Here is a 24,374-nt window from a genome sequence, read left to right as displayed (position 1 = left end):
GTGACGGGGTACAATCAAAATGACATTGTTGTCATTAGATTTTCTGAGAGAGCAGAGAATGAAAATCGGGCCTTATCCAACCGGTCGCTTCAAAACATACCTTGAGAAAAACAGTGCCGCTTTTCGTGATTTGATTTATCAGTGTCAAATCAGTACGCGTTACTTTGATGTGGGTGAAGCAATTCTCCGCCAAGGTGAGGAACTTCAGCACTTGTACGTTGTGCCGGTGGGCCGAGTCTCGATGAGTATATTGGCGGCGAATGGGCGACGTTTTCAACTCGGTGAGGCAAACTGCGATTACCATATTTATGGTGAAATGGAGTACTTCACTCAATCGCCTTGCCAATGGAGTGTGATAGCAGACGAGCATATGCAGGTTGATGTCATCTGTATTCAAACGCTAACGGAAAAGCTGCAACAGCAGCCTGAAATGATGGTGTTTTTTGCGTCAGCGTTAGCTGAAGATTATCAAGACTCTATGGCTATCTACACCAACCGATTGCTGCATCCTATTACCTACAACATCGCTTATGACCTTTTAATCAGGAGCCAAACCAATACCTTGTTAGGTGGGTTTGACAGAGTCAACCAAGAGGCTGAGCGGTTTGGCACGTCAGGCCGCGTCTACCGACGAGCAGTGAAAGAACTGATTGAAAGGGGACTTATTAGCAAAACAGAAAATGGCTTAGAGATCACTGACGAGCGGGCGCTAAAAGCATTTATTGATGCGAATGAATGAGAGACCACACCAATGTCTGCGCACAATGTGTTTATGCGCAGACATGTTCTTCGCCGAGCTTGGTAACCTCCTACCGCGCGGCATAAATCAGCAAGCAGGTGTAGCTGACGTAGCATATAAACAGTAATCCCCCTTCGGCGCGGTTGATTTCTCGCGTTTTGCCAAAGCGCATTGAGACCAGCAGCAAGAGTACCGTCACGGCGAGCATCACCATCCAGTCTCGCCAGAAGACTTCTTCGGTGATGTCGCGAATTGGCTCGATGGCGCCGGCAATACCAATTACGGCGAGGGAGTTAAAAATATTGGAGCCGACTACGTTGCCTACGGCAATATCGTGCTCTCCTTTGCGGGCGGCAATGATCGAGGCAGCCAACTCGGGCAGGGAGGTCCCTAATGCGACTATGGTTAAGCCAATAATAAGATCGCTGACGCCCAACTGTTGGGCTATCTCAACGGCACCCCACACCAAGATGCGTGAGCTAACAACTAATAGTGCGAGCCCGATGACCAGCCACATTATTGCCTTTTTCAGCGAGAGAGTTTGCTGAGTGAGTTCGGCATCCATCTCGATGGCGAGGGTGTCTTCTTTGGTTCGCATCCCACGCCACACCGTCCAGCCGATAAGCAGCAAGAAGCCTGCGATCAGCAGCAAGGCTTCGTAGAAGCTAATCGTGAAGTTCCACAACATCACCCCGATAACAAGAGTGATGGCTAACAGAATCGGCAGCTCTGTGCGGACGATGGTGGAATGGACCGCAATGGGCGCAATCAGGGCTGTTACCCCGAGAATTAAGGTAATATTCACGATGTTGGAGCCCAGCGCATTGCCGAGCGCTAATGCGGAGTTACCATCGAACGCGGCCATGGTCGACACTAGAATCTCTGGCAGAGATGTACCAAAGCCCACGACCAGCATGCCAATCAATAAAGGCGGCATTCCCGCATAATGGGCACTCACCGCCGCGCCTTCCACAAACCTTTCTGCACTCCATATCAGAAGTACAAACCCAGCAATAATCGCCAACGTTGCAAGCAGCATATTGTCACCTTAGTTGAAAAGAAAAGTCGTTAAATCGCCTATGTGCTCGCGCCTAGGCCGAACGGATGAAACAACTAAGATTCATTGCGTTAATGCTAGTCGGTGAGTTTTCTACCGCCAACTTGCTGTCGCGTTAAGCCCCGTATTAATGACACAGATTTTTGGCTTTGCAACATAAAAATAAATGGCAGTTAAATGTAAAAAGGAGTGATAACGATTATTAATCGATAAAATTGGATTGCGTCATATGATAGCGAATGAATATAAGTGGCTAATTTTGTAAATAGCCAACTGTCATGTGTAATGCGTTGTTATTTTTGTGTTTTTATTTTTCTTCTTTTTGTTTTTGATTTTTAACTTGTGTTTTATTTTTTAAAGATTATTTTATCGTTTTTCATTCTGAGGGATTGTTCAGTAAGGTTTACATTTATTTAACTTTAGATATCTGTTTTTAGTTTCGATGAAAATTATAGCCATTTTATTGGACAGTGTGTATGCAAATTTCTTTAAAAAATTTTTCTGTTCGGGTACAGGTTATGCTTCCTGTTCTCGTGGCCACATTTGCTCTAACAGTGAGTTTGTGGATTGTTAAAAATGATTTGGAAAGTGTACTAAAAAATGCGTCAGTGATGAGAATATCATATCAAAATCAAACTGATGCGCTATCAGTGCATGTTGTTGATTATATTAATGATATGCGTCTTCAGGTTGCAGATGCGATTATCTCCCCAGCTCGTAGAAACGCGCTCATCTCTACTTTACAGCAAAGGAAAAAAGATATCGGTCATCATTTAAAAACACTGCAAGACGACGATTACTATCAAAACGATGTTCCTCATATTCTTAATCTTGTCGATGAGTTTGTGAATAGCTCAAAGAAGATGCTCACATTTTTAGAACAGTATGAGAAAGGCCTCGTTTCTGAACGCGAGTATGCAGCGCAGAATACTGCACTTAGGGCTCAGGCAGTTGATTTACTGACGACGGTTGTTAATGTCAGTAAAAGATCCCAGGAGCGCGAAGAGAAATACTATGCAAAGATTCAAGAATACGAGCGAAGCAAAATAAACACTGCGATGGTTATTGTGCTATCTGTGCTTGCCGTTTCGTTGATCATTGCTTGGCTGCTTTCAAAAATGATTGTGGCACCAATCCAGCAGCTTCAGGGCGTTATGCGTGAGTTAGCACAAGGAAATTTGGCAGTTCGAGCAACGGTTGAGGGTAAAAACGAAATCTCAAGCCTTAGTCAGGACGTCAATAAAACCGCGACGCAATTGCATAGCATGGTCGATCAGTTGAACCGAATGAGTGAAGACGTGGCATCGGCGTCAACAGAATTGGCGGCGGTGATGACTCAAGCGGAATCTAATGCACAACAAGAGTTATCGGAAATTGAACAAGTGGCGTCGGCAGTGAATGAGCTGTCGAGTACGGCTGATAATGTCAGTGATAATGCATCTGCCGCTGATTCGACGGCTCGTATGACCGATGAGTTGGCCAAATCTGGTTTAACAATATCTCAAGAGAGTGTTCAAGCCAGTGCACAAATGTCGGAAGCATTGCATCATGCGGCAAGTTTAGTACAGCAACTCAATGAACAATCAGAGAAAATTAATAATGTCGTTGAAGTCATCCACAGTGTCTCGGAACAAACCAATTTACTCGCGTTGAATGCTGCGATTGAAGCGGCTCGCGCAGGCGAGATGGGGCGTGGCTTTGCAGTTGTCGCTGATGAAGTAAGAATGCTTGCTGGTCGTACAGCCGGTTCAACCAAGGAAATTGGTGTCATTATCGAGGATTTACAAAATCAATCTGTATTAGCCAATGAAAGCATGCAAACGACGATCACGATGTTGGCACACAATAGTGAGCTGACACAGCGTGTCAGTGATGCATTGGTTGCTATCTCAGAGTCGGTTGCGGATATTAATGATTCCAATACTCAGGTTGCTACCGCGGCAGAGCAGCAGTCACAAGTCACCAAAGATATTAATCGTAACGTGGTTAATATCTCTGAGCTCGTCAACCAAAATGTCGCCGGTATCAGCCAGAGTGCGAGTGCAAGTGCTGAGCTATCACTATTGGCTGAGAAGCAAAAAGAACAACTGGCTTTCTTTAAGCTGTAAAGTGTGAGTTTATATCTATAAAGCCGTATTACTCGTAGGAGAATACGGCTTACTTGCATTAATGCAAGGAATTTGAGCGCTTTTGACCTGCGACTTATCGGTTGCGGCATATGGCTAATTCCACTCGAAGGATAGGCATAAATAACCTCGTAATCTACCCATTTATTTTCTCTTTGTTGTGATAGAGTGATATAAAAAATAGACGATAATAGCATGTAGAATCGCTGATAGATTATATTGATTAGTATAATAAATATGTGTCACTTCCGAGAGTAGAACGTGATCAGAAATGACACACATTAGCTAATAATCCTTTTGATTGAGTTTGACGTGTACTAGTTTTAGTCTACGGTTTAGTCGAGAGACGTTCCATTTTTTGAAATAACTGATTGATACCAATAGAAACTTTTTTTCTTATATCTCGCGAGATCTTTGAGGTCAAATTCATCTCGGTTAACATAAATAAACCCGTATCGTTTGTTCATGCCTTGGTGTGTAGAGACCAAATCGATAGCAGACCATGGACAATAACCGAAGACATCGCAACCATCTTCTATTGCGAGTCGCATTTGTTTGATATGTGCTCGTAAATAATCGATACGATAATCATCAATTACTGTCGGAATATTGTCATCACCGATCACCAATATATCTTTGGCACCTAAGCCGTTCTCGGTAACTATCATGGGAAGGCTGTATCTGTCCCAAACTTCTCTTAAACAATACCTAAACCCTATTGGATCGATTTCCCAGCCATATTCATTTTTATTTAATGTATGATTTGGAACACTTTCAAAATAGCCTTGCTCAGATTCACCCATTTGTTGGTCTTTTACTTGAGTAATGCTCTCACCTCGACTGCGCTGAACTGTCATATTAGAGTAATAGTTGAACGCAATAAAATCCGGTTGTGCTGATTTAAGCACTTCCATGTCGCCTTCATGTATGTCGGGAATGATTCCTTCACTTTCCATAAATGACCAAGCGATACTGTTATACTTTCCGAAAACAGTCGCATCTAAATATAGCCAGTTACGAATTGCCGAAGCATTACTAGCAGCAAGCATATCATCGGGATGTGGTGTTGCAGGATAAACTGAAGAAATATTTGGAGCTGGTCCAATTTTAGCATCAGTCATTTTATGACATAACTGCATTACCTTTGCTTGAGCGACTAACATGTGATGATTTTGTTGGTATAAGTCTTTTTTTTCATTGTTGACTTTACGGTGTGAGCTTGTACCTAAAGCATCCCCGTGAATAATCATCATGTTTTGCTCATTGATAGTTAGCCAGTATTTTATTCGATCGCCAAAATGGCTGAACAAAACCGAAGCGTACTCAGTAAAAGCATCAATGGTACTTCTGTTTGACCATCCTCCTTTATCTTGCAGAGCAAGAGGTAAGTCAAAATGATACATGGTTACTATCGGTTCAATATGATGTTTTTCTAGTTCATCAAGAACGCGGTGATAGTGAGCTATCCCTTCTTCATTCACCTCACCAATACCGTTCGGTAAGATACGAGACCATGAAACTGAAAACCGGTAAGCTTTAAACCCCATTTCTGCCATTAGGGAAATGTCTTCAATAAATCTGTGGTAATGATCAGATGCAACCTCAACATCTGTTACCCCACACTCCTGAAAAACAGAAGATACATCCATTACTGACAAACCTTTTCCGTAAGATGTGGCTGCACCTTCGCATTGATACGCAGAAGTGCTTGCTCCCCATAAAAAGTTATTTGGAAACATCATTCCTTTCTCCAAGTAATTTATATAGTTCAACGAGTTCTTTGGCTAAGTCAATACATAGCATCGCGTTCATTAGGTGGTCTTGAGCATGTACTAGCACAATAGTGACGTGTAGCTTTCCCTCACCTTCGTCCATACCAATTAATTCGGTCTGTATTGCATGAGCTTCTTTGGCAGCCTCGTTTGCTTCTTTTAAAAGGTGGATAGCAGCATCAACTTCTCCCTGACGTGCTGATGCTATTGCTTCCATAGCTATTGACCGGGCCATGCCTGCAGAGGTAATTAATGACATGAGTTGAGTTTCAGAAATTTTTACGGACATTATATTCTCCAATTTTTATAAGTTGTTTTGTTCTGATTTTTCAAGGGCTAATAAGTCTCTTTCGTAAGATCTAAAGAATGGAAGATAAATAAAATAGCTCAACACAGCCAATGCACATATTAAGCTAAAGGCGATAATCGACCATCCCGCAGCCCATGCCGCACCAATAGGGGCAGGTACGGTAAGAGGCAGTAACGCGGTCCCTGCTCGAATGATTCCAAACTTAATCGCCACCCATGCTGCGCTTGATGTAATGAGAGGAGCAATAATAAATGGAATAATAAGTTTGGTATTTGCAACAATGGGAGCGCCAAAAATAATTGGCTCGTTGATATTAAATATTGATGTTATCCCTCCCAGCTTCCCAACAGTTCTCATTTGTTTAGACTTTGACTTCAACATGAGTACAACTAAACCTACGGTTGCACCGGAACCACCAAGTAGCACATAGAAGAGATAAAATGATTCTTCAACAATATATGGTAAGGCTTGACCCGCTAATAATGCATCCATATTGGCCATCGTATTTGCGAGTGTAAATGGTGCAATTGCGCCGAGTACTACCGCTGCTCCATGAACCCCAAAAAACCAGAGAGTATGCACGAGTAACACAATGACGATCATGCCTAGATATGTATCTGTCGCGCTAATCATAGGCGAAATGAGCATGGCAACGAGTGCCGGTACAGGTTGTCCAAGCGTTGTTTGAACAGCTATCAAAGCCGGATAAATAATAAATAAAATAATAAAAAATGGGAGCAATGAATCAAACGTTTCTCTAATATTATCTGGTACTGAACTTGGCAAGCCAAAGGACATTTTTTTCTTTTTACAGAAAGCCAGTAAATTGGGAATTAATAATCCACATATCATTGCAGAAAAAATCCCCTGTGCGCCAAACCATTCACTTGTCATATCAATAGATTTAGCATTGACGTCTGTCGCCATGAGCAAAAATACAAAGACAGAAGCCGTTGAGCCAATAATTTTATCAATATTGACTTCCTTTGACATTGATGCACCCACTAGGAACGCAATCCATATCGACATGATTCCCATGGTCGCAGCGTAGGGCATTTCTAATGCAGTGCCGTAGTTATGCACTAGCCAAAACCACGCCTTTCCGACTGGGTTGGTCGTCCCTTCGGAAAAAGGAGGAACAACGAGGATCAGTGATATAGAACCTATAATCATAAGAGCCATTGAAGATATAAAACCATCTCTGATGGAGTTCATATACTTATTGCTCATCATTGTAGAGATTCTTTGCGCAAAGCTTGGTTCTTCTTCTGCTTCATCTGAAGTTATATTAATACTATTTACTTCGACGTCTGACTTTTCAGGAATCTCATCAAGTGATTTTTTTATTTGTTCTAGAACTGCATCCCCATCCATCATGCCATAGACACGGCGATCAATTTTCTCGATTTTTTTCCCCTCGGGAAGTCTCTCCATAAATTGTGGCGTTTTAAATGCCAACTGTGGAGCAACTAAACATAGAGAGTGATTGGCAATGTATTCGTCAAATTTATCCTCCCCGCAAGCCTCAATATCTATTGGATAGTTTTGTCTTTCTGCAGATTCGCGAATTTTCTTCACTAATAATGAGGTTGATAATCCCCCCGCACAGATCAAAAAAACCTTATTCATATCGTTTCCCTCAGTCGATCTAAGATGAAGCAATACTACATACATGTGTAAAGTTGTAATGTGATAAGAAACTCAAAAAGGATTACATGTGTAAATCAAAAATGTGATCAACAAAGCAAAAATGGTAATATATAACGAAATCTAGTATCGTTGACTGGAGCGATACAAGGAGGAATCAATGAACATCTGTAAAGTGGAGAAAAAATGGAGAAACTGCTCAAATGCTAGTGACTGAGCTAGAGAAAAAGATATTGAATGTCGCCAAAGTGCTTATTGAGAGAGATGGTGTTTTTTCTTTCAAGCTTTCTGACTTGGCTCGACTCTCGGGGATATCAAGGCCGACCCTATACTCACAATTTCGCGGAAAAGAGGATATCTTCATTTGTCTATATATTCGTCACTTAGAGTTCGCGCGAGAGAATCTGGTTACGATTATTAATACTGATTATTTGAACAACAAGGAGAGGCTCATTGCCTATTATGTTGGTTCTAGCTACTTCATGTCTGTGGAATTTAGTCGTACAGGACTACTGGCTATCGCAACAAACAAGTCAGTAGAGGAAGCTGCGGCAAATCAATCAGTTACCGCAATGAAAGAGCGACAGGAAGACTTACATTCCTTAATTGGGCAGTTGTGGGATAGAGTTCAGCCCGAGACAGATAGCGACATTGCGTTTATCACATCGTTGAGAACCGCTGCCGATATGATTAAACACGGAGTCTCGTTTACCAGAGGCACTGAGTTGCGCGTGATCTTTTCTACATTTAAGGCTTTGTTTAGCCCAATCGGGTGGAAAGATGGTATGGCATGCGATGAGGAAAAAGTGGAAGACTATATCCGCAACCTCTATGCGTGGGACTAATGAAATTGATCGCGACACTCTGACTCATCATTCGAATCTATTGAAGACTAACTACACACTACGCCTCCTCATGATCAGGGGCAGTGCTTGGGATAGTAATCGTAAAACGGCTTCCTTTGTCCGGCTCACTTTTCACCTCAATACGGCCGCCAAGTACGCCGGTGACTAGGTTGAAGGTGATATGCAAACCAAGCCCTGAACCACCTTGCCCGAGTCGGGTGGTGTAAAAGGGATCAAAAATACGTTTTTGTACTTCGGGCGTCATCCCTGCGCCATCATCATGTATGCGGATACTCACACTCTCGGTTGTCGCCATGGTGGCTATGATGTGTATGTGCCCAGCGTCACGCCCGATAAACGCATGAATTAACGCATTATTGATTAAGTTGATCAACGTTTGGGTGAGCGCGCCTGGGTAGCTGTTGAGCAGAATGCCCTCTGGAATAGCGACCTCGACTTGGTGCGGTGTGCGGTCAAGTGTTGGTCGCATAGAGAGCAGGACTTCGTTCATCAACAGATGTAGTTCAAAGTCGCGTCTATGGTCGCTGGTTTGATCTACCGCGAGTTGCTTAAAGGCACGAATTAATTCGGAGGCCCGCAACATATTGCGCTCAATAATACGTGTCCCGTCTTCAACATGGGTGAGAAACTGATCGAGATCGTCACGGGTGATTGGCTGCTCGAGTTTGTGAACGAATTCGTGTTTAGTGTCGAGTATCGAGGTGGAAGACATCCGGGCGTTACCGATGGGAGTATTCAACTCATGAGCCACGCCAGAGACCAACGAGCCGAGTGATGACAACTTTTCATTCTGAACCAATTCCTCTTGAATCGCCTCGAGTTGTCTAAGGAGCGACTTGAGTTTTTCACCGTACGCGTTAACGGCTTGGCGCAATTCGCCTACCTCGTTCATGTTACTTACCGTCAACTCTTGGGTGGTTTCACCCTCAATGAGCTCCCAGATTTGCTGGGTAGTCTGTTGAATTTTACCTAACAGGTTGCGAGCGGTAATCGCAGCGATAATACCAACAAAGAGAAGCAGCCCACCGATGGCCATCATCAGAAAAAATCCCATACGATCAGCGGCAGCGGTCAGTTGACTTTTGGGAATCGCGAGGCCAATGACCCAGTCTGTTTGCGGAAAGTGTATAAGATGAACATATGATGCCTCGCCGAAAATACCGTCGTTCTCTACCGTGACTAGCCTACTCCCAGTTAGGCTTTGAGTTGCGTTTAATGCTTGACGTAGCCATGGCAGTTGCTCGTTTAGTTCGTTCAACGTTTGTAGTGTATTTCTGTACGTTTGAGCTTTTACCGCTGAGTTGGGAACGCTAATCGCTTTGTTGTCTGCATCAAGAGCAAATATATAGCCGCTGCTTTCTTTACCATATCGTGAAAGTATATCTGAAATACCGGCCAATCTCATATCTACGGTGGCCACGCCAACAAACTCTTGGTCTTCGTGCATGGGTACGGTGCAGGTAATCATCGGCTCTTTAGTAAAGGGGTCAATATAGGCGTTTGACCAGCGACAGCGGTCTGGCGGTGCGTCTTTTCCGACTTTGTACCAGCTTTCGTTGTGGTAACCTTTGCCTTCTGGGTGGTTATAGTCGTCATAATACGCCATGTTTTTCCCCGAACGCCCCCAGAAAAAGCTGCGCCGTTCAACGCCCTTTGTAAAAGTGCTTGGCTCGGGCCAAATGCCACCTCCAGCAATGGCAGGGTCACCATGATTGTTCAGGATCTGTGGAAAGATGGTGAGGAAAAGATCTTCGTCTTTGGGGAGCTTTGTGCTCGTTAGTGCCATAGTGCTGGTTAGAAGTTCGATTTGCCCGAGCTTAGCACTGACTAAGTCAAGAAGGGCTTGTTGGCTAATGCTGATACGCTCTTGTCGTTGCTTAATCAGGTCAGGTTTTACTTTCCACTCCACCACCGCAAAAATCGTTATTAATGCAATAACAAGAACAAACGTAAAACCGATGTTGATCTGGTGACGAATCATTGATGATGTTTTAGCCATTATGAACACTTCCCCTTAATCAGCTGCAACGGTCATGAATCAGTTGTATTCTGCACCCAGTGTTGCTAAATCGTTGGTAACGATGAGAGAGCCTCTTTTTAGAGTAGTCAATAATATCTATGCCGACCTCACGTTTATCTGATAAACCTGTTGTGTATAAAATTCCCTACAAATAGCCAAATATAAGAGGCTAGTAGCGACTAACATGGACCCACAGTCGCTGCTATGAGAGGTATTATTGGTGAATTCTTTCATGGGCGGGCTTGTGATACGGCCTATGTTTAGTTAAATAACTGTCCAGAGAATACGCCTAAATTCATGATATATTGTATGCATTTGATTATAGTAAATGCTTCACGAAGCCGCCTGTAGTGGCTGTGACAGACCTAACCAGTACATGCCTTATAGGACTTTTCCTACAGAGTAAGAGGGTGATTCCTATATAGAAAATGTTATGACCGCTGCATAATTTGCTCTCCATTTAACGCGATACATTCTTCGTAACCCATAATCTAAAATTTAATGAGAGTTTTAAAAATGAAAAAATCGATGATTTCTGTAGCGAGCGCTTTAGGTCTAACGTCTGTAGTCATGTTTGCTTCTTCTGCTGCACTTGCTAATAACACCATTACTTTCAATGGTGAAGTAACAGACCAAACCTGTTCTGTGACAGTTAACGGAAACGCTGCGAACCCTGTTGTTCTGCTTGAGTCTGTATCAGCAGCGTTGCTTCAAGATGCGGGTTCAACAGCGGGTGATAAAACTTTCAATATTGGCATTACAGATTGTACCGCGCCACAAGGAAATGTTGAAGTCTCAACAGTATTCGTAGGTAACGGTGTTACTGATGGCGGTAACTTGCTAAATACAGGTGATGCTGAAAACGTAGCATTACAAATTAAAGACGCTAACGGCGACGCGGTTGACTTAAGCTCTCCTGCTAAGCTAAGCGGCCTTGTGCTGGAGGCCGGTGCTACTTCAGCATCAGCGGACTTTGGTGTTGCTTATATTTCTGAAAACGGTGGCGCAACCCCTGGTGAAGTTAAAGGTGCATTGCAGTACGCAGTTGAATACAACTAATATAGCTATAAGTCCTATAGAAGGTAAGCTTCTATAATCAATATTAAACAAGCTTGTTTATGAAAGATAGGATTCATAGTGACAATCTATCTATGGATCCTTTATTTTATTGGCGAATATTTCATGCTACTTTATGTGAGACAACATTTGTATAACAATATAAATTGTATTGTTATACTGAAATCGCCATTTATGAATGTAATGTGTTCAGATATCTTAAAGAGAGTTTTCGTGAAAAAAAAATTTATTGCAGGCGTTGTACCTTCTATTACGATGGTCCTAGGAGCGCTAATTAGTTTCTCTAGCCAAGCTTCTGATGAACTTGAGCTATACAAACTATACATCGATGGTTACGTAACCAATCAAACATGTAGTGCGACGGTAAACGGCAAAGAGGGAAATGTTGTCGTAAATTTAGATTCAGTCGAAGCGGATAAGTTAAAGGAGCCAGGTTCGACCGCGGGTAGAAAGTTATTTGATATTGGCGTTAAAGGGTGTATTCCAGCTTCTTCTCCCCAAGTTTTCAGGATCAAGCTAGAGCCTTATAATATAACTGGTCCTACTAAAATAAATGAAAATGGAGATGAATATAGGGAGCTCATTGGTAATAGAGGAGACGCAGAAAATGTTCAACTTCAGATGGTAGCCTTTCCAGAAAAAGACGATCAGATTGTAGCGTATCCTAGCTTGATTAATAATGGTACTTATCTTTTAGTTAAAGAAGGTGAGACCAGCGCGAGCCAAAAACTAGGTGTTGAATATATTTCTCATGAAGGGAATGCCGGACCTGGAAGCGTTATAGGTTTAGTTCAATATGCAGTTCAATACTACTAGTTTGCTCTTTCGGTTTAATCCGACGTTAATAATTTAGATATGAAAATCACCTATGACAAGACGATATCGCGAACGTTTTTCAACCAAGAAAAGATCGGGTTAACGATCATATCTGGCTGTGATCATATATGCCAATTATAAAATAGTTCCGGATAGATAGCGTGGGTAGATAAATTTAAAGACTACTTCAGCGCTGGTGGTGATCATCGGCAGAGTGCCAAGATAAGATACTCTGTAGTGGTTAAGAATCATTGGCCACCGGATTATAACCAATTCATTATTTCTTTCTTTGGCCAGTTTGACTTCATAGTATCGATATAAATGACGGTCTATGGTTAATTAAGGCTTGATTGTATCTTCGCTACATTCAGGGCGAGCGCATGAGTTGAATTAATGTAAATTCTCACAACCCATTAACCGCGAGATGGTTGTTTTAAGCTGCTTTTCTTTTACCCCTGTTTGTTTTTTGACCGCATAAACTGGACTTATGCAGCTCAACTCTTAGCGAGTTAACAAAGAGTGTGATTTCCGTTTACAAATAATCTACTCGCGCGCTTTGCCCTGTCGCTACATTGCACTACATGAGATTTTTCCTACAGACCTAAGGGATTATTCCTATAGGCCAGTTTTTATGCCTGGTGCATACTGGCTCCCGAATTAACGCGATGTGTTCTTCGTAATCCCATACCAGTTTAAATGAGAGTTTTAAAAATGAAAAAATCGATGATTTCTGTAGCGAGCGCTTTAGGTCTAACGTCTGTAGTCATGTTTGCTTCTTCTGCTGCACTTGCTAATAACACCATTACTTTCAATGGTGAAGTAACAGACCAAACTTGTTCTGTGACAGTTAACGGAAACGCTGCGAACCCTGTTGTTCTGCTTGAGTCTGTATCAGCAGCGTTGCTTCAAGATGCGGGTTCAACAGCGGGTGATAAAACTTTCAATATTGGCATTACAGATTGTACCGCGCCACAAGGAAATGTTGAAGTCTCAACAGTATTCGTAGGTAACGGTGTTACTGATGGCGGTAACTTGCTAAATACAGGTGATGCTGAAAACGTAGCATTACAAATTAAAGACGCTAACGGCGACGCGGTTGACTTAAGCTCTCCTGCTAAGCTAAGCGGCCTTGTGCTGGAGGCCGGTGCTACTTCAGCATCAGCGGACTTTGGTGTTGCTTATATTTCTGAAAACGGTGGCGCAACCCCTGGTGAAGTTAAAGGTGCATTGCAGTACGCAGTTGAATACAACTAATATAGCTATAAGTCCTATAGAAGGTAAGCTTCTATAATCAATATTAAACAAGCTTGTTTATGAAAGATAGGGTTCATAGTGACAGTCTAGCTATGAATCCTTTATTTTGTTGGCGAATCTTTCATGCTGCTTTATGTCAGACAACATTTATATAAAAATATAAATGGTATTGTTACACTGAAATTGCCATTTATGAATGTTATGTGTTCAGATATCTTAAAGAGAATTTTCGTGAAAAAATTTATTGCAGGCGTTGTACCTTCTATCGCGATGGCCCTAGGGGCGCTAATTAGTTTCTCTAGTCAAGCTTCTAACGAACTAACTATCGATGGTTATGTAACTAATCAGACATGTAGTGCGACAGTAAACGGCAAAGAGGGAAATGTTGTCGTAAATTTAGATTCAGTCGAAGCGAATAAGTTAAAAGAGCCTGGTTCAAGTGCAGGTAGGAAATTGTTTAACATTGGTGTAAAAGGATGCGTTCCTTCGGATACTGTTCAAGCTTTAATTGTCCAGCTACAACCTTATAACATAACTGGACCACTCATACCAAGCGATAGCGGTGATACCCAACAGCTAATTGGTAACAGAGGAGATGCTAAAAACGTTCAACTTCGACTATATAGACCCATTAATGAGGTTAATGTCGGATACCCAGGCACTGTCAACGGCGGTGTTATAATGCTTCCTCCTGGCGAAAGTTCTGCGGATAAAGAGTTGGCTGTTGAGTATGTTTCTCATGAAGGAAATGCTGGACCAGGGAGCGTTATAGGTTTGGTTCAATATGCAGTTCAATATTACTAGTTTTCCATCGCGGTTTTAATCCGACTTTATAATATCTATATAAGAAAACTACCTGTTGAATTTTCTGGCCCTTTAGTGGAATTATTAAGTAGTCGAATGAGATTATCCACGATTATAAACATTTCTCTTGGCCGCAAAGAACTAGAAGCAGGTGGTGTAATTCCAAGGTATATAGAAACCCCAACTTAACTGATTTAATTAAGTTGGGGCATTATCAATTTTGACCGTCCCCCAGTGTCAGGATAGTTGTCCAGATATTGAATCGCCCTAAAATCCAGCAATGAAGGGCTAATGGAGGACACTATACCGAGAGATTCCGACGAAAGAAAAGCCGCCATCCTCTAGAAACTGTTGCCGCCGAATAATAAAACTATCTTGGAAATTACAGCGGAAGAACACATCAGCGAGGCAGCGTTGTACAATTGGCACAGTAAACTCGAGGGTTGTGATTTACGTGGCCACGCCAACGCACTGCAGCAATAGCAGCCATACCCATTGGTGCATCTGGATGACCAGTGTTAACTTGCTGAACACTATCCTTACTAAGTGCGCGGATTGTATTTGCTAATTCTTTTTCAGAATGATTCGGTTCTTCATGATTTTATCTTCGATATAATTCTGAGAACTCTTCTATCCGGCTTTTACCGCGTAATAGTAAAAAGTTAAGGAATCTGGAGGTCGACGTTGTAATTACTTTCTTTTCTTCTACCTTGTGTTTTTCAAGCAATGCTTGCGCCAAATCTAGCCGTGCAATCTCTTCACAAAAATGTGCATCAGAACCCGTAGTGAAATAGACACCAATCTCTTTACCAATAGCAACAATTTCAGAACAGTGTATATCACTTCCTTTACGACTTTTACCTGTGAGTGAGGTATTGTTTACCTCAATCGCAACATTATGTTCTTTAGCGCATTCAAGTACAGCGCGAATATTAAATGAATAATTTGGATTGCCTAAGTGTCCGAGTGCATCGACTTTACCGCCTTTAATCACGTTAATTAGTGCTTTGGTGTGAATTTCTTCCGTTTGCGGTCGAAAAACAGGTTCATGAAAGCTTGCAATTATCCAATCAAGGTGTTGATAGGTAGAAGGAGCTAAATCTAAATCTCCCTCTACATTCATGATGTTAGCTTCAACGCCACGCAGGATGCCTACATCATGAATAAAACGAGGCAAAATTCTTTGATTGTTGAAAAACCAGTAGTGAGGGGCTCCGGGCATTTCAGGAGCATGGTCTGTTGTACAAAGAAGTTTTAGTTTCTTTTCTTTCGATGCTTTGGCATTTTCAATAATAGTGCTATAAGCATGGCCACTGGCAAAGGTATGAGTATGGCTGTCGATGACGATATTCATCATGAACTCCTAAAGATGATTAGTTGATTTCAAAGGAACCGTCTTGGTTCATATACAGTGTGAGATCTGCTTTTACAGAGTGATTAAGCACCATATCCACGTTATTTGAGTCAGAGTTTTTATAAAACGCCTGCGCGTCTTCTAATGAAGTACCGCCACGAATTTTTCGATTTACTAAGCGCTCTTCCAGGAATCTCGGGTCGGCATCAATAAAGATGGTGAAGTCTGCTAATTCATGAAGGCCATTCCACACCGGTTCATTGAGCAGAAGCCAGTTGCCTTCAATCACTACAATCCCTTTATCTACTGTAATCGCATCATCAATCGGATCATGCAGGTTGCGATCGTAATATGGCCATTTTGGATCTTGGGTCTTAAGCTTTTTTAACTTGTCGATCAATGACGTCAGGTTAAAGGTTTCATACCCACCTTTGATGCTGCGTAGCTTAACCTTCTCATCGCCGCGCATGATATAGTTTGAATCTAGGATTTCATTCGGATAGTGAAAACCATCAAACGGTAAAACCTGTAAGGCGTCTACATTTGGCAATGTATGAGAAAGGTGCTCCCAAAACGCGGCTAGAGTGGATTTTCCGCTGCCTGGAGGCGCGGCTAGGAAGATGATGATTCGCTCTTTCTTTTCCTGGTAAAGGCGAGAAAACTTTTCAATAAGTGGTTTATGAATTTTTTCTATATTATTATCTGGGAATAGTGCTTCGGTTTCAAAGCCGCTGATATTTAGTAAAACTTTCATGTGAAAAGCCTTAATCTATGATTTCGTTCTCCACAGTTTCTAGCAAGCCCTCGAGAGAGAGTTTCAACACGGTTTTGACCAGTGATTCATAACGAGCTTGAGAAAAAGAGTTGAATGATGAAAATTTTAATTGGTTAATCGAATCAAGGTAGAAGCTACGCTTGGACTTTGAGAACGACGATTGATTACTGATGAAGTCGTAAATCACGTCATCACTAAACGAAATAGGCTCTTTTTTCTGAGCGACAAAGCCATACATTTGGTCAAATAAGTTAATGTGAGCATACGTCTCTAGCGATATTTTCCCTATCGCAAACATCAGTTTAGAGGCTACATCAATCTCGACTAATGGGCCATCCTCTCTAAGAAGAGGCGTTACGGCATACTCAATCACCAAAGGATCTTGTATAAATACCCTTGGTAGTAAACTCTTCAACTTGGCTGTAATAAGCTTATGAGATGCTTGGATAAAACAAGTGGCGGTTTCGCACTCTTCTAAGGCATCTAATAATTCTTCTTGCACCGTAATATTATGTTCCTTATCAATCGTGGTAGCAGTTGCTACCACGAAATATTCGATTAAATCGTTAGGCTAACGTTGTAGAACTCTAGTAGCGCTTTCTCTGCTAGTTCGTTCCAAACGTAGTTATTGTCTTTCAAAATTCGATCTAAGTCACCAAAGAATGGGTCTTGGTCAGCGAGCTTATGGAATTCATCAATTGCCGTCAGTGGCAGGTCAATGTGCGGGTATATTAGCTTTTTACCTCCCGGAATATCCAATTGATTTAGGATCGTGTGAGGTGCTGCTTCTAGACCACCAACGTGGGTTAGCATAAATGAAGGATTGATCTTACCAGCTTCAGAAAGTTCAATCGATTCAAGCATATCATCAGTTGAGCCACCAGACGTGCCCACAATGTGTGTTGACTCATAATGCACGTTGTAAAAATTAAATGGAACCTTGAATTGCTTGTCTGTTGGGCCAGCAAAAAAGTTCAGGCAACCATCGTTACCAAGTAGCTCATCGGCTTGCTCTAGTACTTGTGTTACCGCTGCGTAAACCATCACATCATCGTAGCCATTGCCATTGTTTAGATCTTTAATATGTGCTGTCGGATCTTGAATTTCAGCTGTATTTACGTAGTGAAGTTCAATACCGTTTTCTAACGCTTTTGATATTGGTATTAAACTCTCAGCACGCGCTAAGCGGGCTTCATCAATGTCTGTGACAACAATACGGCTCGGTCTTACAGGACCATTAATCGCATAATCAATAGCGCCAATACCCATAGGGCCTGCACATGCCAGAAGAGCTAACGTGCCACCCTCTTTAATGCCCATTTGGTGCTCGTAAACGTAAGGCGTGGTGTGGTAGCTCGCGTGGAAGGCTCCGATAATGCAAGACATAGGCTCAGCAAGTGATGCGTTTGCGAAATAAGAGCCCTTGTATGGCAGTACACAATCTAGACCAATTGCCACTTTAGGAATGATTGAGTACGTTGCGTTACCACCAAAGGTCTCATAGCTGTAGCCTGCGGAGTAACCTGTTGGTAGGCCCATCGCTGGCTGTAATACAAATGGTTCGCCAGGTTTGAAACGATCTTGTAAGTTAACGCCGACTTCTACAATAACACCTGCGTATTCATGACCAGTCATGACTGGAACTTCTGAAATATTCTCTGGTACACGCTTGTGGTTGCTGCCGAGTAGTGCTGCTTTATAAGTTGATAGACAGATACCATTGGAAACGTTTCTAACCAGCAATTCATCATCTGAAATCCTTGGTAGGTTGAAGGTTCTTAGTTGAACGTCTTTTTCACCACAAATTACCGCTGCAGTTGTTTGAACCATGATATTTCCTCCAAAAAGTGGGGCTAGAACCTAACCCCGGTATATTGATTAAGCTTGTTGAGTGATAGTTTCCATCAGGTTGTCTAATGCTGGATCATGTAGGAAGTTTTTGATAGTTACCACAGGTAGACCTGTTGATTTGATTGCTCGAGTCTCAAGGCTCTCATGGGTAACTACCACGTCAGCATTACTTGGAACTTTCTCGATTGCGAAATTTTTCACTTCAATATTAAAGCCTAACTTTTCGAGTTTACGCTTGAAAGTGGATGCTCCCATCGCGCTTGACCCCATTCCCGCATCGCAAGCAAACGCTACAAATTTAATGTCTTTTACCGGTACTACTTTTCCTTCTGGTTTTACCGCTGCCACTGAGCCTTCTGCTTTCATGTCTTTCATATTAGTTACAGATTGCTCGAATTCATCTCCAGACTCACTTTTCTTATTCACTTTCAGGATTGTACTTGCCACTAGGAAAGAGATAATTGTTGCTGTTATTACACCAGCGATGGTTGCGAAGAAGCTGCCTTTTGGTGTTAGTGCTAGGTAAGAGAAAATTGATCCTGGACTTGGGCCTGCAACCAGCCCACCATCAAGGAGGTTGAACGTAGCGATACCTGTCGCTCCACCTGCAATCATCGCTAGGATCATGATTGGCTTCATTAGCACGTATGGGAAGTAGAGTTCATGGATACCACCGAAGAAGTGGATGATGATTGCACTTGGCGCTGATTTTTTACTTAGACCTTGACCAAATTTCGCGTAAGCCAAAAGCATACCTAGGCCTGGACCAGGGTTAGATGCCACCATAAAGAAGATAGATTTGCCAGTTTCCGCTGCTGCTTGTAGACCCAGAGGATAGTATATACCTTGGTCGATAGCGTTGTTTAAGAATAGTACCTTTGCTGGCTCATTAATAATAGCAAGTAGAGGAAGAAAGCCAGTCGCAACAAGCGCTTCGATGCCTGACTTAACGAATAAATTTGCTGCTGTTACTGAGGGACCAACAATCGCATAAGCAAACAGACACATCAGCATGCCGAAAATACCTAGCGAGAAGTTGTTTACCACCATCTCAAAACCAGAAGGAATTTTGCCTTCTAAACGCTTGTCGATTTGAATTATCACCCAGCCACTAATTGGACCCATGATCATTGCACCAACGAACATTGGAATATCTGCACCTGCGATCACACCCATAGTGCCGATTGCACCGGCAACCGCACCGCGTTTGTCACCAATAAGTTGACCACCAGTGTAACCGATAAGCAGAGGTAGCAAGTAGGTGATCATGGGGCCAACCAATTCACCAAAGTACTCGTTAGGGATCCAACCTGTAGGGATAAATAAAGCAGTTATAAAGCCCCAAGCAATAAAGGCTCCGATGTTTGGCAATACCATCGCTGTTAGATAACCGCCGAAGGCTTGCACTTTTGCTCTTATATTTGTAGGCACGTTATATTCCTTCTTAACGAGAGGTTTTAATTAGTAGCATTTGATAATTTCTAAAATGTCTTGTTTTGTTTTTGACGTTGCAAGCTTTTTTATATTTTCTTCATCCACTAACATTTCGCTAAGCGCCTGAATCACTGCAATGTGAGTATTAGAGTCCTTTGCAGCTAGCGTTAGAAGAACGTTGCTTGGGCCCATATCTGAGCCAAAGTCCACAGGAGTTTCAAATACGTGAATACCAAGGCCTGTTTTTAGAACGCCAGCCTCTGGCCTAGCGTGAGGCATGGCAATCCCTGGACAGAGTACGTAATATGGACCGTTATCATAAGTAGATTGGATGATCGCATCAGCATAATCAGTCGTTACGTAACCTTTGTCGTGTAAGTAACGAGTCGTCTCTTTTACTGCATCTTCCCACTGGTAATGTGAGTGGTGGATAACATCAATTAGGTCGTGATCGACTAGGTCGTATAACATGGTTAACCCCAATATATAGTTGTTCGTTGTTCGTTGTTCTTGGGGTTATTATTGATGGAAAACACATGGCTGAAAAGTGATCTCGTAAAGTGATCAAGATCACTATAATTAAAGTGTCAACCAGAATTTAAATGTCATAGTCACACAAATGACATGAAAGATATTTACTTTTTTTGTTTGAACAACATAGCAATAGTCTACATGTGACAAATGTCTTGTTTGTAATAAAAAAATAAAACAAAATAAATGTGACCTATATCAATTTTAACATATTTACTTAGTAGCATTGTGATGAGTTAAGCATTAAATATGTTATGTATCCTCCTTCCTACCTCTCAAATATAGTGACAAGCCTCTCAATTGTATCTTTAATAGGTGATTTTGTAACTTTTTTATCAAAAATGGCGTTGTTTCCTAAATCATTGAACTAATCATCCGAGCCGCGATCAGATCATCAACGCCTCAAAACAGGTCACAGGTGATGAGCAAAGCCAAGTACAAACTCAGCAATTGGACGCAATACAATCAAGTATTGATTAACCGTGGTTCGATTACCTTTTGGATTGATGACGCCGCTATCCAGACTTGGCACTGCAAAGAGCATCATGGCAAACGAGGCAGAGGCTTTACGTATACCGGTGGTGCCATTGAAACAGCGCTGATGGTTAAAGGTATTTTTAAGCTCCCTCTGCGTGCCCTGCAAGGGTTTCTCGACTCGATATTTGGCCTGATGGACGTGCCGTTAAAATCGCCGTCATACAGTTGTATCAGTAAACGGGCGAAGACGGTTGATGTTAACTACCGATTACCCAGTCGTGGGCCCGTTGCTCACGTCGTCATTGATGCCACCGGTTTAAAAGTGTTCGGCGAGGGAGAGTGGAAAATGCGCAAACATGGCAAGGAAAAACGCCGTGTTTGGCGCAAGCGGCATCTCGCGATTGACGACAGTACACATGAAGTGATTTCTGCTGTCGTTAGCTTAGCGTCTGTCGGCGACAATGAAGCCCTGCCAACCCTGGGTAATGGTTTAATCAACTCAAAATGCTACCGAACCGTGGTTAACAAATGTCCGATTGTCTATCCCTATTACGACTGCCGCACCTGTTCGCTCAATCATCCAAGTGGTCGCCATCGGATGATATGTCAGAGGTAGTGCCGTGTCATGTGGATCTTAGCGATGTAGAGTCATTCAGTGAGAGTGCGATGCCACTTAAGAGCTTTCCGCATCCTCTGTCGATGTAGATCAACAGATAAATGGCTAATTTTAAGCTGACTTCGGCAGTTATTTGGGGTTTATTAATCGCTAACTATGCAACTAAGTTATCCAGCTGTGGGAGAACTTGCCAGTTTTGCACGCCATAAGGGATTTCCTACAGCTGTAAGGGATTATTCCTATAGGCCAGTTTTTATGCCTGGTGCATACTAGCTCCCGAATTAACGCGATGTGTTCTTCGTAATCCCATACCAGTTTAAATGAGAGTTTTAAAAATGAAAAAATCGATGATTTCTGTAGCGAGCGCTTTAGGTCTAACGTCTGTAGTCATGTTTGCTTCTTCTGCTGCACTTGCTAATAACACCATTACTTTCAATGGTGAAGTAACAGACCAAACTTGTTCTGTGACAGTTAACGGAAACGCTGCGAACCCTGTTGTTCTGCTTGAGTCTGTATCAGCAGCGTTGCTTCAAGATGCGGGTTCAACAGCGGGTGATAAAACTTTCAATATTGGCATTACAGATTGTACCGCGCCACAAGGAAATGTTGAAGTCTCAACAGTATTCGTAGGTAACGGTGTTACTGATGGCGGTAACTTGCTAAATACAGGTGATGCTGAAAACGTAGCATTACAAATTAAAGACGCTAACGGCGACGCGGTTGACTTAAGCTCTCCTGCTAAGCTAAGCGGCCTTGTGCTGGAGGCCGGTGCTACTTCAGCATCAGTGGACTTTGGTGTTGCTTATATTTCTGAAAACGGTGGCGCAACCCCTGGTGAAGTTAAAGGTGCATTGCAGTACGCAGTTGAATACAACTAATACAGCTATAAATCCTATAGAAGGTAAGCTTCTATAATCAATATTGAATAAGCTTGTTTATGAAAGATAGGGTTCATAGTGACAGTCTAGCTATGAATCCTTTATTTTGTTGGCGAATCTTTCATGCTGCTTTATGTCAGACAACATTTATATAAAAATATAAATGGTATTGTTACACTGAAATTGCCATTTATGAATGTTATGTGTTCAGATATCTTAAAGAGAATTTTCGTGAAAAAATTTATTGCAGGCGTTGTACCTTCTATCGCGATGGCCCTAGGGGCGCTAATTAGTTTCTCTAGTCAAGCTTCTAACGAACTAACTATCGATGGTTATGTAACTAATCAGACATGTAGTGCGACAGTAAACGGCAAAGAGGGAAATGTTGTCGTAAATTTAGATTCAGTCGAAGCGAATAAGTTAAAAGAGCCTGGTTCAAGTGCAGGTAGGAAATTGTTTAACATTGGTGTAAAAGGATGCGTTCCTTCGGATGCTGTTCAAGCTTTAATTGTCCAGCTACAACCTTATAACATAACTGGACCACTCATACCAAGCGATACCGATGATATCCAAGAGCTAATTGGTAACAGAGGAGATGCTAAAAACGTTCAACTTCGACTATATAGACCCATTAATGAAGTTAATGTCGGATACCCAGGCACTGTCAACGGCGGTGTTATAATGCTTCCTCCTGGCGAAAGTTCGGCGGATAAAGAGTTGGCCGTTGAGTATGTTTCTTATGAAGGAAATGCCGGACCTGGGAGCGTTATAGGTTTGGTTCAATATGCAGTCCAATACTACTAACACGTAACGATTGCGTTGATATGGTGTCACTAATCTTCAATAATAAAAAAGATAGAATAGAAGTGTTAGGTGTATTGCATTGCTGATAATCATTTTCCGAAGATATTTTGATCTACAGGCATTGCCCATGTCTCAATATCTATGCAAGAAGGGTCTCCAAGGCAGAGAGCGGTAAATGTTGTGTTATATATACAAAATTATTTTTTAATGTTAATCGGACTTAGTTTTGCAGTAAGCCTTGTTTTTTCTCAGTCTGCGAATGCAAATGAGGTTCACCTTCTGGGGGCAACGACGAATCAAACCTGCGTCATTGAAGTTAATGGATCGAGTAGCAACCCAGTTGTGCTTCTACCAACAGTAGCAATAGATAAGCTACTCACACCATCATCTATTGCAGGAGAAACTTGGTTTGAGTTTTCATTAAGAGACTGCATTCCTTCTCAGGCAAGAAACGTTTACGTTACCAGGCTTATTGGTGAAGCGTCGACGGAAGGAAATTTAGTAAATAGCAATGGAAGCGCTAAGAATGTCGTTTTACAACTAATGGCCTCGAATGGAGTACCAATTGATATCAATGATTTAGCAAGTGTAGAACTAAACGTTGTTCCCGAACAGGGGAATGCCAACATAAGTATCGGTGTGCGCTACCTATCAGAAAAAGGTAGCGCCACCTCGGGGAATATAGTGTCGCGGATTCAATACTTGGTGACATATCTGTAAACGTGGTTTTTCTACAGGTAAAGTACAGTTGCAAGCAAAGTCGTATCGTTTAGATGCTTTTTACTTAACACGTTAATCCACCTGTTTGAAGTCTCGGGCGAATCATTTCCGTTGTTAGCGCTAGTGAATAAAGCATTATCAGTTCCTGTGAAAAGCGGTTTACCACACACAGTACCATTTTTATCAGTGTCGCAGGTTGTTTCTACAATCCTGCCGATAAAGGTTATTGAACCGCTTCCGACATCGTTGTTTGCATTGGACGCAATGCTAAAAACACTTAGCAAAATCAAAAAGATAATTTTTTTCATTTGAACCTCTCTTGATTTTTTCATTTGAACTATATTTACCATTGTAGGCAACAATCGATCATATGATAAACGATAAACACATTATGAGTATAGGTTTCATTGCAGGAGGAAGGTCTTTTTGGACTTTCCAAAAGTAAC

At 42.0% G+C, this 24,374-nt stretch carries 22 protein-coding genes and 2 pseudogenes; 11 read left to right on the top strand and 13 right to left on the bottom strand.

Translation table 11 applies throughout. From position 1 onward, the window contains the following. The first annotated feature begins 58 nt into the window (after nucleotides 1-58). Nucleotides 59-739, top strand: a complete 681-nt coding sequence (locus E8E00_RS14925; RefSeq protein ID WP_077663410.1) for a Crp/Fnr family transcriptional regulator — start codon at nucleotides 59-61, stop codon at nucleotides 737-739. Between the two features lie 70 nt (nucleotides 740-809). On the opposite strand, the gene E8E00_RS14920 is transcribed toward E8E00_RS14925, so the two are convergent. Continuing rightward, nucleotides 810-1,778 (bottom strand): calcium/sodium antiporter, encoded by a 969-nt coding sequence (locus E8E00_RS14920; protein ID WP_077639683.1) that lies wholly within the window; start codon nucleotides 1,776-1,778, stop codon nucleotides 810-812. A gap of 494 nt (nucleotides 1,779-2,272) precedes the next feature. On the opposite strand from E8E00_RS14920, the gene E8E00_RS14915 reads away from it, so the two are divergent. Beyond that, nucleotides 2,273-3,904 (top strand): methyl-accepting chemotaxis protein, encoded by a 1,632-nt coding sequence (locus E8E00_RS14915; RefSeq protein ID WP_096632275.1) that lies wholly within the window; start codon nucleotides 2,273-2,275, stop codon nucleotides 3,902-3,904. A gap of 353 nt (nucleotides 3,905-4,257) precedes the next feature. Here the strand turns inward: E8E00_RS14915 and E8E00_RS14910 are convergent, their stop codons facing one another. Genes E8E00_RS14910 through E8E00_RS14900 form a run of 3 tightly spaced genes read right to left on the bottom strand, consistent with a single transcriptional unit; the run spans nucleotide 4,258 to nucleotide 7,633 of the window. Further along, entirely contained in the window at nucleotides 4,258-5,664 is a 1,407-nt protein-coding gene (locus E8E00_RS14910) for a glycoside hydrolase family 1 protein (protein WP_096632278.1), read from the bottom strand. Beyond that, entirely contained in the window at nucleotides 5,648-5,983 is a 336-nt protein-coding gene (locus E8E00_RS14905; RefSeq protein ID WP_069587883.1) for a PTS lactose/cellobiose transporter subunit IIA, read from the bottom strand. Before E8E00_RS14905 ends, E8E00_RS14910 begins: the two co-directional genes overlap by 17 nt. Nucleotides 5,984-5,998: 15 nt before the next feature. Then, nucleotides 5,999-7,633: a PTS transporter subunit EIIC gene (locus E8E00_RS14900; protein ID WP_168174089.1), complete on the bottom strand. Its 1,635-nt coding sequence runs from the start codon at nucleotides 7,631-7,633 to the stop codon at nucleotides 5,999-6,001. A 221-nt stretch (nucleotides 7,634-7,854) separates the two neighbouring features. Here E8E00_RS14900 and E8E00_RS14895 point away from each other — a divergent pair, with 221 nt between their 5' ends. Continuing rightward, nucleotides 7,855-8,496 carry a TetR/AcrR family transcriptional regulator gene (locus E8E00_RS14895; RefSeq protein ID WP_096632283.1) on the top strand — a complete coding sequence of 214 codons (642 nt, stop codon included), beginning with the start codon at nucleotides 7,855-7,857 and terminating at the stop codon, nucleotides 8,494-8,496. Nucleotides 8,497-8,554: 58 nt separating this feature from the next. Here the strand turns inward: E8E00_RS14895 and E8E00_RS14890 are convergent, their stop codons facing one another. After that, nucleotides 8,555-10,516, bottom strand: coding sequence for a sensor histidine kinase (locus tag E8E00_RS14890; protein WP_096632286.1), 1,962 nt, complete (start codon nucleotides 10,514-10,516; stop codon nucleotides 8,555-8,557). A 537-nt stretch (nucleotides 10,517-11,053) separates the two neighbouring features. Between E8E00_RS14890 and E8E00_RS14885 the strand changes: the two genes are divergently transcribed. From E8E00_RS14885 to E8E00_RS14870, 4 genes are all read left to right on the top strand, one after another. Continuing rightward, a complete protein-coding gene (locus tag E8E00_RS14885; protein ID WP_096632289.1) occupies nucleotides 11,054-11,596 on the top strand; it encodes a fimbrial protein in 543 nt (180 codons plus the stop codon). A gap of 231 nt (nucleotides 11,597-11,827) precedes the next feature. Then, the gene (locus E8E00_RS14880) at nucleotides 11,828-12,430 is read left to right on the top strand and encodes a fimbrial protein (protein WP_136588401.1); all 603 of its coding nucleotides are present in this window, start codon (nucleotides 11,828-11,830) and stop codon (nucleotides 12,428-12,430) included. Nucleotides 12,431-13,141: 711 nt separating this feature from the next. Continuing rightward, nucleotides 13,142-13,684 carry a fimbrial protein gene (locus tag E8E00_RS14875; protein WP_096632289.1) on the top strand — a complete coding sequence of 181 codons (543 nt, stop codon included), beginning with the start codon at nucleotides 13,142-13,144 and terminating at the stop codon, nucleotides 13,682-13,684. Nucleotides 13,685-13,807: 123 nt separating this feature from the next. Continuing rightward, a complete protein-coding gene (locus E8E00_RS14870) occupies nucleotides 13,808-14,488 on the top strand; it encodes a fimbrial protein (RefSeq protein ID WP_096632295.1) in 681 nt (226 codons plus the stop codon). Between the two features lie 439 nt (nucleotides 14,489-14,927). Here E8E00_RS14870 and E8E00_RS14865 read toward each other — a convergent pair. From E8E00_RS14865 to E8E00_RS14835, 7 genes and pseudogenes are all read right to left on the bottom strand, one after another. Continuing rightward, nucleotides 14,928-15,044: pseudogene (locus E8E00_RS14865) on the bottom strand (hypothetical protein); the annotation flags it as partial. 45 nt (nucleotides 15,045-15,089) lie between these two features. Next, a complete protein-coding gene (locus E8E00_RS14860) occupies nucleotides 15,090-15,842 on the bottom strand; it encodes a phosphatase (protein ID WP_096632301.1) in 753 nt (250 codons plus the stop codon). Nucleotides 15,843-15,861: 19 nt separating this feature from the next. Beyond that, on the bottom strand, nucleotides 15,862-16,596 hold the full coding sequence (locus E8E00_RS14855) for a nucleoside/nucleotide kinase family protein (RefSeq protein ID WP_096632304.1): 735 nt from the start codon (nucleotides 16,594-16,596) through the stop codon (nucleotides 15,862-15,864). A gap of 10 nt (nucleotides 16,597-16,606) precedes the next feature. Further along, nucleotides 16,607-17,119 carry an MltR family transcriptional regulator gene (locus E8E00_RS14850; RefSeq protein WP_096632786.1) on the bottom strand — a complete coding sequence of 171 codons (513 nt, stop codon included), beginning with the start codon at nucleotides 17,117-17,119 and terminating at the stop codon, nucleotides 16,607-16,609. A 56-nt stretch (nucleotides 17,120-17,175) separates the two neighbouring features. Then, nucleotides 17,176-18,447, bottom strand: a complete 1,272-nt coding sequence (locus tag E8E00_RS14845) for a zinc-binding dehydrogenase (RefSeq protein ID WP_136588400.1) — start codon at nucleotides 18,445-18,447, stop codon at nucleotides 17,176-17,178. 48 nt (nucleotides 18,448-18,495) lie between these two features. Beyond that, nucleotides 18,496-19,899, bottom strand: coding sequence for a PTS mannitol transporter subunit IICB (locus E8E00_RS14840; RefSeq protein WP_096632306.1), 1,404 nt, complete (start codon nucleotides 19,897-19,899; stop codon nucleotides 18,496-18,498). Nucleotides 19,900-19,929: 30 nt separating this feature from the next. Then, nucleotides 19,930-20,373 carry a PTS sugar transporter subunit IIA gene (locus E8E00_RS14835; RefSeq protein ID WP_096632310.1) on the bottom strand — a complete coding sequence of 148 codons (444 nt, stop codon included), beginning with the start codon at nucleotides 20,371-20,373 and terminating at the stop codon, nucleotides 19,930-19,932. A gap of 481 nt (nucleotides 20,374-20,854) precedes the next feature. Here E8E00_RS14835 and E8E00_RS14830 point away from each other — a divergent pair. The 4 genes and pseudogenes from E8E00_RS14830 to E8E00_RS14815 form a co-directional block, all read left to right on the top strand. Beyond that, nucleotides 20,855-21,403: pseudogene (locus E8E00_RS14830) on the top strand (IS5 family transposase); the annotation flags it as partial. A gap of 458 nt (nucleotides 21,404-21,861) precedes the next feature. Then, entirely contained in the window at nucleotides 21,862-22,404 is a 543-nt protein-coding gene (locus tag E8E00_RS14825; RefSeq protein ID WP_096632313.1) for a fimbrial protein, read from the top strand. A 123-nt stretch (nucleotides 22,405-22,527) separates the two neighbouring features. Beyond that, nucleotides 22,528-23,208 carry a fimbrial protein gene (locus E8E00_RS14820; RefSeq protein ID WP_096632316.1) on the top strand — a complete coding sequence of 227 codons (681 nt, stop codon included), beginning with the start codon at nucleotides 22,528-22,530 and terminating at the stop codon, nucleotides 23,206-23,208. A 141-nt stretch (nucleotides 23,209-23,349) separates the two neighbouring features. Beyond that, a complete protein-coding gene (locus E8E00_RS14815; RefSeq protein WP_096632319.1) occupies nucleotides 23,350-23,928 on the top strand; it encodes a fimbrial protein in 579 nt (192 codons plus the stop codon). Nucleotides 23,929-23,939: 11 nt separating this feature from the next. Here the strand turns inward: E8E00_RS14815 and E8E00_RS14810 are convergent, their stop codons facing one another. Next, nucleotides 23,940-24,236, bottom strand: coding sequence for a hypothetical protein (locus tag E8E00_RS14810; protein ID WP_096632321.1), 297 nt, complete (start codon nucleotides 24,234-24,236; stop codon nucleotides 23,940-23,942). Nucleotides 24,237-24,374 lie beyond the last annotated feature (138 nt).

The organism is Salinivibrio sp. YCSC6 (assembly GCF_004916735.1).
In the GTDB taxonomy this organism is placed as follows: domain Bacteria; phylum Pseudomonadota; class Gammaproteobacteria; order Enterobacterales; family Vibrionaceae; genus Salinivibrio; species Salinivibrio proteolyticus.
Note: the sequence above shows the minus strand (reverse complement) of the source record. Positions and strands in the feature narration are given on the sequence as shown.